This is a genomic window from Bacillus cereus group sp. RP43 (genome assembly GCF_040459645.1).
Classification (GTDB): domain Bacteria; phylum Bacillota; class Bacilli; order Bacillales; family Bacillaceae_G; genus Bacillus_A; species Bacillus_A mycoides_C.
This window is the reverse complement of the sequence record NZ_JARVHQ010000001.1, coordinates 2181317-2196571: the sequence shown is the minus strand read 5'-3', so window position 1 is coordinate 2196571 and position 15255 is coordinate 2181317. Positions and strand designations below refer to the sequence as shown.

The following is a 15255-nucleotide window of genomic DNA, read 5'->3' as shown; positions in this document are numbered from 1 at the left end:
TTTTCAGAAAGAAGGAGTGCACATGCCAGTTAGAAGAATCGAACACGTCGGACTTATGGTCACAAATTTAGAAACATCTATTTCATTTTATGAAAAAGTAGTTGGCTTACAACTTATTAAGCGCATGGGACATCCAAACCCAAACTTAAAGCTCGCATTTTTAGGCGTAGAAGAATCAAAAGAAACGATACTTGAACTAATTGAAGGTTATAACTCTTCCCTTCCAGCCGAAGGAAAAGTACATCACATTTGCTTTAAAGTGGATTCATTAGAAGATGAAATCAAAAGACTAGAAAGCCACAAAGTAACATTTTTACTAGGAGAAGAAATCGAAACATTACCAGATGGAACACGTTACATATTCTTCGCTGGCCCTGATGGAGAGTGGATTGAGTTTTTTGAGACGGAGAGATAAAAAAGGAGCCGGAATTTCGGCCCTTGTTTTTGTAAGTGCAGCGACCATTAACAATTAAACATACCTTCAACCTGAAAATTCACCAAGATTAAGGATCATTCATTTTGTTAGGAGTATAGAGAATGATGAATACTGTTTAAATTCTTGCTTTTTGGGTGCTTATACTATTTCCAATCCTTTATATAATCAAGATAAAGGATTGGAGTTTAACAGTAGTTGCTGTATTTATTGGAAGGATTCTATTAAGTGTTATCTTTTTCTTAAATGGAATGTATATAGGACTGCAACGAAATTGGGTACAGCCCCCCTATGAAAAAGAATGGGATTTCTTTATTAAATCTTTACAAAATGGAAAAACAGAAGCACTTTTAGAATTATTACTTCTAATTATTATAGAAATAAAAAGAAATAGAATACCCTATTTCTTTCCTTTAAGTTATATATCTGAACAGAATTGTTACAACCTGAGCGCGCAGCAAAATATCTGATTTTTTCAAGAATATAAAAATAGAGGTCTTTTTAATGGGTGCTATTCACATAATTCTCTAAAGCTAGATTGAAAAATACCCCTTTCTACATACTTTCTAACAACATAAACACACAACTTCCCCCTTTATTTTACCCTCTAAAATGAAACTTTTGTTTCATTTTAACAGCAAAAAACCTTATCTTTGATAGTAAGGTTTTTTGTAATCGGATAAGACAATATTCATCTTAAAATATAATAACGTATGCAAATCAACCCCACGGCTCTCCATATGTATATTGTATACTACTTGTTGTATTAACCTTTGTTTGGTCCGTTGAAACATTTACTCCATTTTATGAATATTAAAAACGCCTAATTTGATGGGCATTTTGTGAGATGCTCACAAGAACAGGTTCCATTAAAACTCTAATATACCTCTTTCAAATGGGTACACTCTTTGTGTCACAACCGGATTTACTATTAATACAAAAATACTGTCATTGGGTCATCACAAAACACACAATAGTAAAGGTATAGCATATTATATAATGATAAATAAATTTTATGTAAGATAACTGTATATAAAGTATAACCGTAGGAGGGAGTTATATGTTTGATAAAAACGAAATACTTCAAGCTAATGCATTGAATCCAAATTTAATTGGCCCTACACTGCCACCAATTCCACCATTTACTCTACCAACAGGCCCAACAGGAGGGACAGGCCCAACGGGAGCAACAGGCCCAACGGGAGCAACAGGCCCAACAGGAGTAACAGGCCCAACGGGAGCAACAGGCCCAACGGGAGCAACAGGTCCAACGGGAGCAACAGGCCCGACGGGAGTAACAGGCCCAACAGGAGCAACAGGCCCAACAGGAGCAACTGAAGGTTGTCTTTGTGATTGCTGTGTTTTACCTATGCAGAATGTTTTGCAACAACTTATTGGGGAAACTGTGATTCTTGGGACTATTGCAGACGCGCCCAACGTCCCCCCTCTTTTCTTTTTATTTACTATCACTTCTGTAAATGATTTTTTAGTTACAGTTACAGATGGTACCACATCCTTTGTGGTCAATATTTCTGATGTAACAGGGGTAGGATTTTTACCACCAGGTCCATCTATAATATTACTTCCGCCTGTAGACTCAGGATGCGAATGTGATTGTCGTGAACGACCGATTAGGGAGTTATTGGATACGCTTATCGGTACTACAGTGAACCTTTTAGCAAGTACTGGTTCTACTGCAGCAGGTTTTAACGTGGAACAAACAGGTCTTGGTATAGTTCTAGGTACTTTACCTATAAATCCAACTACAATCGTTAGGTTTGCTATTTCAACCTGCAAAATTACAGCTGTAAACATTCTCTAAAATTTAAAGATGTATAATAAAAAATAGCACCAAATGCCCAGAAACCTAACAATTTGAAGTATCCCCAAAATAAAAAATTGTACATTTTCACCTGAGGATGTCGATTTTCTTATTTTGGGGTATTTGCTTTTCTTAGCCTGATAGGTATGGGCTACCGCCACACATCTATCAACTTAAGCGAGTAATTGTCCCAAAAACGAAAAAGATGAGTGTATTTCTTAACTTGATAGCGATGTAGCGGGTCCCCTTTTAGAATAGTAGAGTATAAACGTAAAAAAACTTCTAACAAATTTTGTTAGGAGTTTTTTAAAATACGTGATATGTTATTTGTCAATATTTCTTCAATCTTCATTATTGATTTCTATTGTGCCTGTTCTAGCACTAACCTTTAAAATATTTAATAGATTATCAGGTGTCTTGATTTCCACTTCATATTCAAATTTAGATTGTGCTAAGTTGTCATCTTCTAATTCGAATTCTTTTTTCACATTAATAATTTCTCCATTTGTATGAGCTAAAGAAATTTCACGAACTTGTTTCTCTGTGTAGTTTTCATTCTTTTTGGCATAATTGTAACCCATACCATAATATCCACCAACAATAGCAATACCACTTACTAAAATAGCAATTACACTTATGATTATTTTCTTTTTATGTTTTAACATTTTCATCCACTCCTTAATGATTAATCATCTATTCCAAATCTTGCTTCAAGTGCATTTTCTGCTTGCTCTAATTGATCTTCAAGTATATCTTGTTCTCTTTCTTGTATTTGATATTGTTCAACAGTTATCGTTCCAGCGTGATAATCTGCTTCTAGCTGATCATCAGATAGATCTATCTTTTCATCTAATTGGTCAATTTCTTTTTTTGCTGCTAAGTACGTATTTAAGTTATCTTCTTTTGCTCCAACTGGTTTCGTGTTATTTGCCTTTTCAACAATAGATGTGACTTCGTTTTTGAAATCTTGTGTTTGCTTAGTATCATTCATAGCAGGCCCTGTTTTGTTTGGTTCTTGCTGCAGTTGAGCAACTTCTTTTTGTAATTTATCATTTTCCACTTTCAGTTGTTTTACTTCTGTATTGTTATCAGATTGAGTAGAACAAGCTGTTAAGAATAAACAAGACATTGCTCCAATCAACATCCATTTTCCCATTCTGTTTTCCTCCCTTTACATGTGCACCTTATCCTTGCCTTTATATTACTGAACAAACATTAAAGGAAGATTAATGTACAAAAAATAAAATGATATAATTAAATAGTTTCTAATCTTTCTTTAATGTTTTGGAATTATAGTGATACATATTAATAAGAAGAAAAGGAGAATGTTAATGCGAGTTCTTATTGTCGAAGATGAACAAGACTTACAAAATATATTGGTAAAACGATTAAATGCAGAACATTATAGTGTCGATTCATGTGGGAATGGAGAAGATGCCTTGGATTATATAAACATGGCTACCTATGATTTGATTGTGCTTGACATAATGATTCCCGGAATAGATGGTTTACAAGTATTACAAAGATTACGCGCGGACAATAATACAACTCCTGTCTTGCTTCTTACAGCTAAAGATACAATTGATGATCGCGTAACAGGACTCGACTTAGGTGCGGACGATTATTTAGTAAAGCCGTTTGCTTTTGATGAACTGTTAGCAAGAATTCGAGTGTTGATGCGAAGAAAAACAGGAAATACATCTAATGTGTTTGAAATCGCTGACCTAGTGGTGGATTGCAATATGCATAAAGTAACAAGAGGATACCAGGTTATCACTCTTTCCAGTAAAGAATTTGCTATTTTAGAATATATGATTCGTAATAAAGAAGTTGTGTTGACACGAGATAAAATTGAGCAACATGTGTGGAATTACGACTATGAAGGTGGCTCGAATATTATTGATGTTTACGTCCGCTATCTTCGCAAAAAAATTGATAGCCAGTTTGAAACGAAGTTAATTCATACAATACGAGGAACTGGTTACGTATTGCGAGTTGAATCATGAAAAGACTATCAATAAAAATGAGAGTGACCCTGTGGTATACGGGGCTAATTGTAATTATTATGGCACTCGTGTTAGCTTTTATTTTAACTTCTTCAGATAAAGTTTTGCTTTTTAATATGAAAGATCAATTGAAGAGCACAGTAAAAGAAAGCATTGAAGATATCGAATATAAGCATGGACAATTAAAGATGGACGATGATTTTGAAACCTTTGAAGATGGAGTAAATATCATCATTTATAGTAAACAAGGTGAGCTGCTGGCAGGTAATAGTCCAACAAGCTTTAATAAAAAGATATCGCTTAAATCCGATGAAATACAAACTATTAAAGACGGTAATAAAGAATGGATAGTATATGATTTTCTCCATAATGCAGGCGGCGGTGAGCAAGTGTGGGTTCGTGGAATAATGACTATGAACCAATTATCATCAACCATGAATACGCTTATTGTGATAACACTCATCTCATTCCCATTACTTATTCTCATTGCCGCAGTGGGAGGATATTTTATTACGCAAAGAGCATTTCGACCTGTGCAACAAATGAGTGATTCAGCTAGTAAAATTGGTGATGGTAAAGACCTTTCGAAGAGAATTAATTTACAAGGTTCACCGAAAGACGAAATGTATCATTTAGCACAAACTTTTGACAAAATGTTTGAGCGATTAGAGACATCATTTGAAAGTGAAAAACAATTTACATCTGACGCATCTCATGAATTAAGAACACCAACATCTGTTATTATTTCGCAATGCGAATACGCTTTATCGCAGAGGAAGAATCCGAAAGAAATGGAAGAATCGTTAGAAGTAATTTTAAGGCAGTCACGTAAAATGTCCGCGTTAATCTCGCAACTCTTATTATTAGCAAGAGTTGACCAAGAAAAGCATAATACTTTTCAATTTGAATGTATCAATATGAGTGAATTAACGGAAATCGTTGTAGAAGAGCTTTCATTAATGGTTCAAGAAGCTTCGATTAATATAACAACTAATATAGAGGAAGACTTGTTTATTAAAGCAGATCAAACATTGATGATGCGTTTATTAATGAATTTACTAACGAATGCGATTGCTTATAGCAAAGCGAACGGCACTGTGAATATGCAACTGTTCCGGGATGAAACCAACATAATAGGTAAAGTCTCCGATAATGGCATAGGCATCAGCGAGCAACATATTGCGAAAATATGGGACCGCTTCTATCGAGTTGACGCAGCACGAACATCTTCAAACAATGGAAACACAGGTTTAGGATTGTCGATGGTAAAATGGATTATAGAACTACACGGAGGAGAAATTACCGTTGCAAGTGAATTAGGAGAAGGCAGTACTTTTACATTTAAACTACCAATTGAAAAACGAGCATAATGTATGCTCGTCTGTAGCTTCAGAATAAAGATTGATTAAAAAGCTCTCTTCACTCCTTATTTAAAAGTAATTACAAAAACTCCATTTTGAAAAAGAGTGATCAAAATGGAGTTACTCTTTTTAGCTATATATGAGATTTTATAAAACCATCCACTTAAATCTATTTTCCAAATATACCATTCAACACTCTGAAATATTCTAATCAACATAATCACTCAATTAACTAAAAAAGTCGGTTAATTGCATAACGCTCTTCTAACTTTTCTTGCGAAACTTAGTGGATCATCAACGTCTTCGATATTAACGTAAATCAAATTTGGATCATCACATAACCACTCATTGTGTATAGACGACACAATTATTCCTTGTTTAATAATTGTAGCAACAAATTCAGTAACTTCCTTTTGTAAAAGTGCTACCCGCCCTAGACATAATGCACGTCCAGTTTTATTATCTCTTGATTCGAATGAGAAAGAAGTTGTTACTCTAAAACGTTTTCCTAAGATTGTTGCTTGTATTTCATCTCGGTTTATTGTTGCCACGCATTTTCCACCGGCGAATCCTTCTTGGCCATCGATAATTCTTGCAAACTGTTGACAAATTGATTCCTCATTAATCGCCATACCTTCAATCATCCCCCCTTTTACTGTTAGGTTATGAATTCATACATAGGTTTGAAACGGTAATGAATCTATTCTATTACAAAAAAGATGATGGCAATCTAACGAAATCTGTTAGATCAATTATTCTTGATCATTTGAATTGTTACCAGAGTTTAAATGGGCAGATTTTTTGTTTTATGAGGTGTTTTTCCTTTTATGCTTGATGGGCATCGGGGACTGAAGGCAAAACTCGGCTATTATAATGTTAAGACATTTTTAGAGAGCATAAAAAAAACACCCTAAGGTGCCATCCGCTGACTTGAGAATCATATCTATGTATGGAGAAATTTTAGACAAGACAAATACAAAAGAGAAGCTTCTAACTATAATTTATAGAGCTTTTATGCCATGAATGACTTACATACATATTTCCTTATTTACCCGAAGAAGAATCCCGTTATATTACTTTCTGATCAGTCTTGTTAAAGCCATCCCAAGAAATCCAGCGCCCATTCCTATTAGCCATCCAGCATGAGTATCACCTAATATAGATCCCACTCCTCCGCCAAGAAACATGCAGCCAACGAATACTAATCCTCCAATTCCCCAATTCAATCGTTCCATAATTCAATCACATCCTTTCAATAAAACATATGCTATTAGCTACCTAAACTTTCTTACATAGGATTGTTAATTATTTTGCTAGAGATGGTATCGTTATTTGGCTTGGGTTCAGCAACTTTTAGTGAATTCAAAAAAACGGCGATTGACCGATTTGAAAGGATTCAACCTTGTCATTAGAGGATACATAAAAACCTGACAGTTAATTAAAATAGATCACAAACTATGAAATAAAGTGAAACTTTAATCAGCTCGCAACAAACTTCTGTACCCCACCTAAATTTTGAGGTGGGAGTTTTACTTTCCACAAATAGTAAGAAGCTAAATATATAGTAAAACCCCAGAAATCCAAAGATCTCTGGGGCTTCATTATATATTTAGCTCTTTTTGTTTTTTGTTTTGTTTATGTCTATGCAGCAATTTTCGACTTATGAGAGAAATCAGTAATAAGATCAGTACTAGTACGAAAAGTTGCATATATGATAAATTAAAATATTTAGCACCTGTAACAAGTAAAAGTGTAGAAATCGTACCTTTTACAATGAAAAAAATAATAATCCATAATCCGCCTTTTTTCCAGTTCATTTTTATTTTACCCTTTCTTACATTTAAATTCTTAAATGGGACACCTTAATAGAAATCTATTATATTAATAAAAAAGTAAACTTTTTCACAAAAATCATGTCCAATTACATGTGACGACTTCATAATAAATGAAAATGATATTCAGTGTCAATTTTATTGACTATTTGAATACCTATTTTTCATCTCAATCTCTTTCCACTTTGTTTCTTATAGGCAATGAAATCTGGTCTTCAAACAAAAAACACCTCCATTGAAATTGCACACTTAGTATGCGAATTCAAGAGGTGTTTTTTCATGTATCACTATTCAGGTTCACTTCAATCACGATTTCCTGCTTTTTTTATTAATTTAAGTTCTTGATACATGCATTTCTATTTTCTAGTACACGATAACTGGATCATTAGTGTTCAAACTATCATACACAGTTTTTGCTACATTAGGAAGAAGGTTAACACACCCGCCTGATCCCCCTGTTAAATAAGCATTATTTGCCCAGTCTTTTCGCCAACCTGCATCATGGAATCCTTGACCACTATTTGTGAATGGAACCCAGTAATCTACTTTAACTGCATAATCAGCTTTACCTACTGCGCTACCTTTGAGTGTGTATGGTGTTCGTTTATATAGAACGTACCACACACCTGGTGATGTATCTTCACTCGTGCTATGTTTACCAGTTACTACATTTGTTGTAACTACTAAATTTCCATCTTTGTAAATCCAAATTTGTTGCTCTGCAATTGAAACTTCAGCATACGTGTCTCCGATGCCATTATTCGATGTTGTTTCATAACCGATCCCTTCCTTCTTCCAACCATTTCCGTGAATATTAGAAGCAGAAAGTGATTTTTCGCCTTTCTCAAAGGCTTGTTGAACTTGTTTTGTTTCTTTTTCAACATCTAGTGCCCAGCCATAGCCTTGCCCTTTTACTGATATGACCGAACCAGAATGTGTTTTAAAAGCGAAGTCTTTATTTAATGTAGATTTAGCATTATTAATCTCAGCAATCTTATTCTTAATGTCGCTCGCATCGATTGTAACTTTCATATCCTTTGACATAGAGGCATTTTGAATTAAATCTTTTGCTTTTAAAGGATAAACTTCATTCTGCACTTTATACTCAACGGACTGTTGAAGAAGATTTTGTAGTGCTTCCTCCTCTTTTTTGACAATCGGATCGTCTTCTTTAATAGGCTTTATGTATGTAGACTTCAGATGAATTTCACTTTTATACTTCTGCTTGTCGTAATCTTTCAGTAGACTAGTAACGTCATACTGTTTTCCATCAACGCTCTTCGAAATAACAACTTTTCCTTGTTCAAGCTTCGCCATAGCATCTTGAGGCGCTTTTAATTTTTCATTCATAGAGATGAGCTTTTCTTCTACAAGTTTTTTCATCGTTTCACTACGATACTGATCCGCCTCATCCGGTAGCAATGAATAATTTTTTTCCTGTGAAGAAGGGAAAAATGTCCACTGGCTTTTTAATAGTTTCTTAACTTGAGGCAAATCTTTTTCCGTAAGTTCCGTTTTTGTATCTTTTTCATCTAAAATTTGTTGTTGATCGACATAGACTTTGTTTGCTAGTCCAGATGTTTTTAATTTCTGTATTGCCTGATCAGCACTCAAACCACCAACATTGGTGTCATTAATCGTAACATTCGAATTGAAGTGAGTTGCCTGATAATAACTCATTCCCCCAATGAGAAGTGCAATTATACCAACACCCGCTGCGATAAACTTCCAATTTGTAAAACGTTTGCTTGATCTTACTCGTTTTCTATTAACTTCTTCAACTGATTCATTTACTGTATTGTTGTTCATCAATCTTTCCCCCGTATACATTAACGTCCATCGATTTTAAACCAAAACCATTGACTAGTGTACCTTATTTTTCCTGAAATTTCATTATTTTTGACTAAATTTAATTGCATTTAATTGATCAAATTTAGACTTTTAATAGAAAGACACATAAAGATGGTAGATAAAGTGAAACTTTAATCAGTGTGGGAGATCATCACCCACTGATTATTAGCCCACAAATAGCGGGATAAAAATTAGGCGAAGTAAAGAAAGTCCTTTGACTTCCCTTACTTCGCCTTTAAAAAATAATTAGTGAATAGCTCCCTATTTTTTACACTATTGTAATTATAGTGTTTTTTGACATTTGATCATTATAAATTTAAATGGAGGTTTACTCTCCATATTTTTATGCGGCTCCAAAATTTCCGTAGTTTCTATCAGTCCATATTTTTCAAAGTCTTGTTTTAACGAGTCCATATCATAAAAGTACATTTTTACCCCTTCCATTATCTCGAAGTAGTCTTTACCCAGTTGTTTACCCTTCCCAAACATTGGGGCATCTTTAGAAATAGTAGTAAAAATCATATACCCGTTTGGTTTTAACTGACTATAACAATCTTTAATAAACTTCTCTCTCTCATCCTTATTCAATAAATGAATAAGTGCATAACAAAATATACCATCATAAAGTTTGTTATCAAAAGGCATATCCGTTACTGAACCATGGAAGAAATCAACATTAAGTTCATTCTCCCTCGCCAATTCAATCGCTGTTTTTGAAATTTCAATACCTGTTACATGTATTCCGTTATCAATAAAAACCTTCGCATTTCTACCGTACCCAATACCAGGAATCAATATATCCTTCACTTTCTTTTCAAGGAAAAAGTCCTTCGTCAAAATTGCAGAGTCTGAAGGTTCAAATCCCCACATCATTTGATTTTCTATAAAACTTGCTTCCCAAAATTCTGTCATACATCAATCTCCTTTATATATCGTTGTTTACCGTTGAATGTTGAAAAATCATCGCATATTCACGAAATTGTATCAAACTTCAACATTAATTCAAAACAAAAAGCATTGGATATCCAATGCTTTTTCACACTTACGCAAATAAAGACGTATTCGCATATAAAGCTGGTGAGCCACCTGAATGTACGAATAAAATGTTGTCCTCTTTATTAAATTTACCTTTTCTAATTAGATCGATTAGTCCAGCTACTGCTTTACCTGTATAAACTGGGTCAAGTAAAATACCTTCAGTTTTCGCAAGTAACTGTACTGCTTCAACCATTTCTGGTGTTGGTAAAGCGTATCCTGGTCCTACATATTCATCAAAGCATGTAACCGCTTCGCGTGAAATAGAGTTTGGAATACCTACGTGAGCTGAAGTTTCATCTACAAGTTTTGCTACTTTCTCTTCTTGCTCCGCTTTTCCTCTACTTACATTTATTCCGATTACAGGAATTTTGCTTTGCGTTCCGGAAAAACCAGTAATTAAACCAGCATGCATACCAGCGCTACCACTTACACAAACAACTGAACTGAAATCAATTCCTTGCTCAAATGACTGAGCCATAATTTCTTGCGCACAAGCAATATATCCCATTGCGCCAGTAGGGTTCGATCCACCAACTGGAATGACATATGGTGTATTTCCTTTTTCACTTACTTCTTTCGCTACTTTATGCATCTCTTCCATAAGGTCTGTTCCGTTTGGCACAACAATTACGTTTTCAGCACCTAATAAATGATATAAGAAATAGTTTCCGTTAAAGTCTGGCTTTTCTTCTGGCTCAAGCCCTTCCTCTAACACAAGAATACATTTCATTTTTTCTTTTACCGCAGCTGCAAGTGTTAGACGACAATGGTTTGACTGAATACCACCAGCTGTAATTAATGTATCTGCACCTTTTGCCTGTGCATCTGCAACTAGAAACTCTAACTTTCTCGTCTTATTACCACCAGCTGTTAAACCAAGTAAATCATCTCGTTTAAAATAAATAGTCGGCCCACCAAGTGCTTCAGAAAAATTGTTTAATTTTTCAATTGGTGTATATGATTCTGTATATTTTTTTCTCGGGAATTTAGCTAAATTCATCAATAACGCTCCTTTTATACTCTTTCACAGTAAATGTAACCATACTATTATTACATGGAAAAATGATGAAGTCACCTTTCTGGATTAAAAATGTATTAGAATTCGGTAAATGCAATTTATATCAATGATTTTTAAATCCAGTTCGGTAAATGAAATTATATGAACGATTTTCTTAATATATCGTTCATAACTTGAAATATATCAACGATTTTTTCAATATATCGATTCAACGACAAAAATATACAAATAGAGGCCCGTTTCTCATCAATCAAAAAGAGCCCACACATTTAAATGTGGGCCCTCTCCAATCACTTATTTGCCGAAAAACGAAGAAGCTGTGTTAATCCTGCCTCTAAATTCATTTCTCCTTTATGGCGTACATATACAATCTTGTCCCCATCAAATTTTGGCGGGTTTGCTGTATAATACGTATGCCACTCATTCGTTCCTTCTATAGAGTACTCCATATATTCAGTAGCACCAACGATTACATTATTTCTATCATCTGCTGTTACATCTGGTGCCATTTGTGCAATTTTTGCGTCACTAATTAATAAGTTCTTTATGCCCTTATCCCGTTTATAATCGTAAGCCGTTACGACAACATCGTTACCGTATGCTTTCACTTGCAATCCTTGTTTGAAAGAAGATCCATCCGGAGCAGTCTTCTCTCCGCCATTTGGTCCGGCTGACATCCACCCTGTTTCAATTCCGCCCGTATTGACAACCGTAAATCCCTTTTCATCTCCGCCTGCAATTTTCTTTTTACCAGCCCAGTCCGGTAAGTTTAAATCCCAATGCGTATGACTCGTAAAGAAAACGACCTGCGGATAGTCTTTTAATATAACGTACAACTTATCAATATTTAAATAATCTTGTAAATATGGATTTTGTCTTGATCCAGATACCGTATCAGGTAAAACGTGATGAGAGAAAATGAAAATTGGCTTATTTTTATCTTTCTGGCTGTACTCTTCTAAATTTTGTTTTAACCAACCTAGTTGCTCATCACTCATATATACTTCGTCCCACATTTTTGAATCGTGATATTTCATATATTTTTCAGTTCCTAAAAATAAAAGCGGATAACCGTCTAATTCTTTTTTATGATATACCTTTTCTTGTCCGCTAAATTTTAAATAGCGGTTAAATAACGTTTCTTCCGCTACACCGTTCGGCCATGTGCTTTGAGATAACTTTCCATCAGCTGTCCATTTCCCAGCATAAAACTCATGATTCCCAATAGCCGACCATACATTCTCCGGATGCTTATTTTTGTTTAGCACACGCTTTACATCATCATATTGTGACTGCTGTCCAGTTGGCGTTATATCCCCATTCATAATAAGCGCTCTAGAAAGTGGCGTTACTTTATTCATATCTTTTAACACGTGATCAAAGTCCCCTAAATCTCCTTGAATGTCACTAATAACGTTAAAAGTTGTAGCTGATTTTCGGACTTGCTCTTTCCCTTCCGCATGTGCTGAAAATGTCGGTAATAACGCCGCCATAACAGCTAATGAAGCAACTGCCTTTTTCATACAAATTTTCCCCCTAATAATAGAATGTATAAACTGACATGTTCTGCCTTCTCTTAGGTGCTTGTCCAATTCACATTATAGGGGGAGATTGTAAATGTTGATTGGTTAAAAAATTAAGTGTTTTTTAAGAGCTTTTGTCTTTTCATTGCACTCCACAATTCGCGATTCGCGCCAATCTAGCTTTCTAGCCTTTAACATTACATAAATGTAAATTTAGATGATAAATCTTTTAGTTTAATACGTTGTCTTTTAATTTCCGTTACATAACAACAACAACAACAACATACGCTACCTTTTTAAGTTCTCTTCATTTAATTCATACAACTCTAGTACAATAAAACTCCCATCTTTTCTGTATATTCCCAAAAAAAACAAAGTTTTTCCGTTTAGATACAATCTCATTTATTTTTCTTGATGTTCCGCATCCTATTCACTTAAATAGGATGCATATTCTAATTCATCTGGATTATCATGTAACATAGAAATAAACTCTAATTTATTTCCATCACAATCCAGAAAGTATACACTTGCAGCTGGCATCCATCTTTGGACAATTGGCTCTTGATTTCCTTTTCCTTGGCTTCCTACCACTTCTATTCCACGATTCTCTAACCATAATTTAGAAGTCTTTAGAAATTCTAAATCTACACCAAAAGCAAAGTGTTTCATCTCAAAATCCTCAATATTATGTACTTCCCATAGCCCAAGCATTTGCTTTTTACTTTCTCCTACCCAAAAGAAAGCCACTTTTCTTTTCGATAGTTTTCTTGCTAATGCTAACCCTAACTTATTTTGATAGAAATCTATCGCCTTTTCTAAATCTCTTACATGTAAATGAGTTTCATATATGTTCTGTATCATTCTACTTGTTCCTTTCTTTATTGATAACAGCGGGTTAAGTAGTTACTGTAATTTAAAATCTGACGTATGTATAATCCTTGTAATGTATCCCCATATCTGATATACCCATTTACTATTCTATCGAAATTGAAATATGATAAATCCAACTGAGGTAGTAAATTTAAATAAAATTTCTACTACTTTTGTAGGTGAACTCTCCATTAAATTCGGATGAAATCATATTTAAATAATGAAAAAACACTATTTTGGGATAGTCAATATTTTTAAGTTGATGGATGTGTAGCGATATCCCTATCAGTAATCTTTATATTAACAGTTATGCGTAACTTCTAACTCATTATTAGCATAGATTGTTCCGTAAGTAGCACAAAGTAACATTCCACCACAAACCTCACTACTCACCCGAAAGTTTATATTATCTTCATATAAATCTATACTATTATTTCTAATTGTATCTACAAGTTTTTTGAAATCAAGAACCGGTAAATATTTCGTTATAATTTCATAGCTTGATAAATTATCTTCATTATTATATGCATTATATTTCTGAATTTCTCTATAAATCGGACTTGGACTATACGGATCATGTTGCAATTGTCCGTTTTCATCTTTGAATTTTTTTATTTCTTCTTTTACTATATAATCTGGATACTCTTCACTACTTTCATCTTCATCACCAAATTCCCAAAATGGATATTCCATATCACATAAGTGCGTTATAATCCACATTAGAAATTACTCATTTATAAACCCCACATTTGTTTCTAACTCCTTGAATCTATTACCATAATATTTTGTAGCTTTTTCTACCTTCTCTTCTTGGGGCATATTATCCGTCGCCCCTGTTATATCTCATCCATCTATATCTATAAAAATGCTATTGAATTTACCTAAAACACCTAAATCAACAGTTTTACTCCAGTAGGCTTCACCATCTCTATCGATTTTTATCATAATATCCTCCATTCTGCTCTGTTAGTTGCATAAGAAAAAGCGACTCTTCCATAAGAAGAATCACTTCCATTAGTACATAACTTGCTCCCTCATTAATCCTCAATTTCAATTCCAGCTTGTTTAAATAGTTCTAATACTTTTGGGTAACACAGTGAAATATATTCCACTGTTTTTAAATTTTTTAGATTTTGAAATCCTTCAACAGATATTACATCAAATAAACTGTCTTCACCATCCCAATCTGGCTTTAAGATATGATAAATTTCATTCCCACCATCAAAGCAAATGGATTCAATCTTTTCCAAATCACTTATTTCCAAAGTTAACTCTTCTAAAAAACCTCTGATTTCAACAATTGGTCCAGCTCCTGAATACCATTCAAAATTATTCGTATACTTATCTATTAAGTCTTTTAATTCTTTTAGAAATAGTGGCTCTTTATCTAACAAAGCTTCAATTACCACTAATTTAAAATTAAAATCCTGAAACATCTCACTCTTTCCCATTTTAGCTTCCTCCCATATTACCCCTGCACTAATAAAGAGAGCCCTTTGTA

General features: G+C 34.1%; 16 protein-coding genes and 1 pseudogene. 5 read left to right on the top strand and 12 right to left on the bottom strand.

Features of this window, described 5'->3' with window-relative positions; all coding sequences use genetic code 11:
• Nucleotides 1-22: 22 nt before the first annotated feature.
• The 3 genes from QCI75_RS11535 to QCI75_RS11525 all read left to right on the top strand — a co-directional run bounded on the left by QCI75_RS11535 (nucleotide 23) and on the right by QCI75_RS11525 (nucleotide 2255).
• Nucleotides 23-415 (top strand): VOC family protein, encoded by a 393-nt coding sequence (locus tag QCI75_RS11535; RefSeq protein ID WP_144506273.1) that lies wholly within the window; start codon nucleotides 23-25, stop codon nucleotides 413-415.
• A 140-nt stretch (nucleotides 416-555) separates the two neighbouring features.
• Nucleotides 556-903: a hypothetical protein gene (locus QCI75_RS11530; protein WP_353761522.1), complete on the top strand. Its 348-nt coding sequence runs from the start codon at nucleotides 556-558 to the stop codon at nucleotides 901-903.
• 590 nt (nucleotides 904-1493) lie between these two features.
• The gene (locus QCI75_RS11525) at nucleotides 1494-2255 is read left to right on the top strand and encodes a collagen-like triple helix repeat-containing protein (RefSeq protein ID WP_353760503.1); all 762 of its coding nucleotides are present in this window, start codon (nucleotides 1494-1496) and stop codon (nucleotides 2253-2255) included.
• Between the two features lie 341 nt (nucleotides 2256-2596).
• Here the strand turns inward: QCI75_RS11525 and QCI75_RS11520 are convergent, their stop codons facing one another.
• Nucleotides 2597-2920 (bottom strand): PepSY domain-containing protein, encoded by a 324-nt coding sequence (locus tag QCI75_RS11520; RefSeq protein WP_002137174.1) that lies wholly within the window; start codon nucleotides 2918-2920, stop codon nucleotides 2597-2599.
• 20 nt (nucleotides 2921-2940) lie between these two features.
• Entirely contained in the window at nucleotides 2941-3411 is a 471-nt protein-coding gene (locus tag QCI75_RS11515; RefSeq protein WP_353760502.1) for a hypothetical protein, read from the bottom strand.
• 175 nt (nucleotides 3412-3586) lie between these two features.
• Here QCI75_RS11515 and QCI75_RS11510 point away from each other — a divergent pair, with 175 nt between their 5' ends.
• A complete protein-coding gene (locus QCI75_RS11510) occupies nucleotides 3587-4261 on the top strand; it encodes a response regulator transcription factor (protein WP_353760501.1) in 675 nt (224 codons plus the stop codon).
• The gene (locus tag QCI75_RS11505) at nucleotides 4258-5631 is read left to right on the top strand and encodes a sensor histidine kinase (RefSeq protein ID WP_353760500.1); all 1374 of its coding nucleotides are present in this window, start codon (nucleotides 4258-4260) and stop codon (nucleotides 5629-5631) included. Before QCI75_RS11510 ends, QCI75_RS11505 begins: the two co-directional genes overlap by 4 nt.
• Before the next feature lie 236 nt (nucleotides 5632-5867).
• On the opposite strand, the gene QCI75_RS11500 is transcribed toward QCI75_RS11505, so the two are convergent.
• The 10 genes and pseudogenes from QCI75_RS11500 to QCI75_RS11455 form a co-directional block, all read right to left on the bottom strand.
• A complete protein-coding gene (locus tag QCI75_RS11500; RefSeq protein ID WP_353761520.1) occupies nucleotides 5868-6254 on the bottom strand; it encodes a DUF1259 domain-containing protein in 387 nt (128 codons plus the stop codon).
• Between the two features lie 441 nt (nucleotides 6255-6695).
• Nucleotides 6696-6857 carry a hypothetical protein gene (locus tag QCI75_RS11495; protein WP_180235485.1) on the bottom strand — a complete coding sequence of 54 codons (162 nt, stop codon included), beginning with the start codon at nucleotides 6855-6857 and terminating at the stop codon, nucleotides 6696-6698.
• A 366-nt stretch (nucleotides 6858-7223) separates the two neighbouring features.
• A complete protein-coding gene (locus tag QCI75_RS11490; RefSeq protein WP_144506279.1) occupies nucleotides 7224-7439 on the bottom strand; it encodes a hypothetical protein in 216 nt (71 codons plus the stop codon).
• A 378-nt stretch (nucleotides 7440-7817) separates the two neighbouring features.
• Nucleotides 7818-9263 (bottom strand): L,D-transpeptidase family protein, encoded by a 1446-nt coding sequence (locus QCI75_RS11485; protein WP_144506280.1) that lies wholly within the window; start codon nucleotides 9261-9263, stop codon nucleotides 7818-7820.
• Nucleotides 9264-9587: 324 nt separating this feature from the next.
• The gene (locus tag QCI75_RS11480) at nucleotides 9588-10217 is read right to left on the bottom strand and encodes a class I SAM-dependent methyltransferase (protein ID WP_353760499.1); all 630 of its coding nucleotides are present in this window, start codon (nucleotides 10215-10217) and stop codon (nucleotides 9588-9590) included.
• Nucleotides 10218-10347: 130 nt separating this feature from the next.
• The gene (gene cuyA, locus QCI75_RS11475; RefSeq protein WP_002013704.1) at nucleotides 10348-11343 is read right to left on the bottom strand and encodes a D-cysteate sulfo-lyase; all 996 of its coding nucleotides are present in this window, start codon (nucleotides 11341-11343) and stop codon (nucleotides 10348-10350) included.
• A 308-nt stretch (nucleotides 11344-11651) separates the two neighbouring features.
• Nucleotides 11652-12884 carry a DUF4073 domain-containing protein gene (locus QCI75_RS11470; protein WP_353760498.1) on the bottom strand — a complete coding sequence of 411 codons (1233 nt, stop codon included), beginning with the start codon at nucleotides 12882-12884 and terminating at the stop codon, nucleotides 11652-11654.
• A gap of 426 nt (nucleotides 12885-13310) precedes the next feature.
• On the bottom strand, nucleotides 13311-13745 hold the full coding sequence (locus QCI75_RS11465) for a VOC family protein (protein ID WP_144506283.1): 435 nt from the start codon (nucleotides 13743-13745) through the stop codon (nucleotides 13311-13313).
• A 309-nt stretch (nucleotides 13746-14054) separates the two neighbouring features.
• Nucleotides 14055-14699, bottom strand: a pseudogene (locus tag QCI75_RS11460) (hypothetical protein).
• A 92-nt stretch (nucleotides 14700-14791) separates the two neighbouring features.
• On the bottom strand, nucleotides 14792-15205 hold the full coding sequence (locus QCI75_RS11455) for a DUF6892 domain-containing protein (protein ID WP_353760496.1): 414 nt from the start codon (nucleotides 15203-15205) through the stop codon (nucleotides 14792-14794).
• Between the last annotated feature and the right edge of the window lie 50 nt (nucleotides 15206-15255).

Excerpts from the sequence above, each read along its gene's own strand:
- QCI75_RS11505 (WP_353760500.1), top strand. The coding sequence starts at position 4,258 with ATGAAAAGACTATCAATAAAAATGAGAGTGACCCTGTGGTATACGGGG.
- QCI75_RS11495 (WP_180235485.1), bottom strand. The coding sequence starts at position 6,857 with ATGGAACGATTGAATTGGGGAATTGGAGGATTAGTATTCGTTGGCTGC.
- QCI75_RS11515 (WP_353760502.1), bottom strand. The coding sequence starts at position 3,411 with ATGGGAAAATGGATGTTGATTGGAGCAATGTCTTGTTTATTCTTAACA.
- QCI75_RS11490 (WP_144506279.1), bottom strand. The coding sequence starts at position 7,439 with ATGAACTGGAAAAAAGGCGGATTATGGATTATTATTTTTTTCATTGTA.
- QCI75_RS11465 (WP_144506283.1), bottom strand. The coding sequence starts at position 13,745 with ATGATACAGAACATATATGAAACTCATTTACATGTAAGAGATTTAGAA.
- QCI75_RS11470 (WP_353760498.1), bottom strand. The coding sequence starts at position 12,884 with ATGAAAAAGGCAGTTGCTTCATTAGCTGTTATGGCGGCGTTATTACCG.
- QCI75_RS11500 (WP_353761520.1), bottom strand. The coding sequence starts at position 6,254 with ATGGCGATTAATGAGGAATCAATTTGTCAACAGTTTGCAAGAATTATC.
- QCI75_RS11485 (WP_144506280.1), bottom strand. The coding sequence starts at position 9,263 with ATGAACAACAATACAGTAAATGAATCAGTTGAAGAAGTTAATAGAAAA.
- QCI75_RS11480 (WP_353760499.1), bottom strand. The coding sequence starts at position 10,217 with ATGACAGAATTTTGGGAAGCAAGTTTTATAGAAAATCAAATGATGTGG.
- QCI75_RS11455 (WP_353760496.1), bottom strand. The coding sequence starts at position 15,205 with ATGGGAAAGAGTGAGATGTTTCAGGATTTTAATTTTAAATTAGTGGTA.
- QCI75_RS11525 (WP_353760503.1), top strand. The coding sequence starts at position 1,494 with ATGTTTGATAAAAACGAAATACTTCAAGCTAATGCATTGAATCCAAAT.
- cuyA (WP_002013704.1), bottom strand. The coding sequence starts at position 11,343 with ATGAATTTAGCTAAATTCCCGAGAAAAAAATATACAGAATCATATACA.
- QCI75_RS11510 (WP_353760501.1), top strand. The coding sequence starts at position 3,587 with ATGCGAGTTCTTATTGTCGAAGATGAACAAGACTTACAAAATATATTG.
- QCI75_RS11520 (WP_002137174.1), bottom strand. The coding sequence starts at position 2,920 with ATGTTAAAACATAAAAAGAAAATAATCATAAGTGTAATTGCTATTTTA.
- QCI75_RS11535 (WP_144506273.1), top strand. The coding sequence starts at position 23 with ATGCCAGTTAGAAGAATCGAACACGTCGGACTTATGGTCACAAATTTA.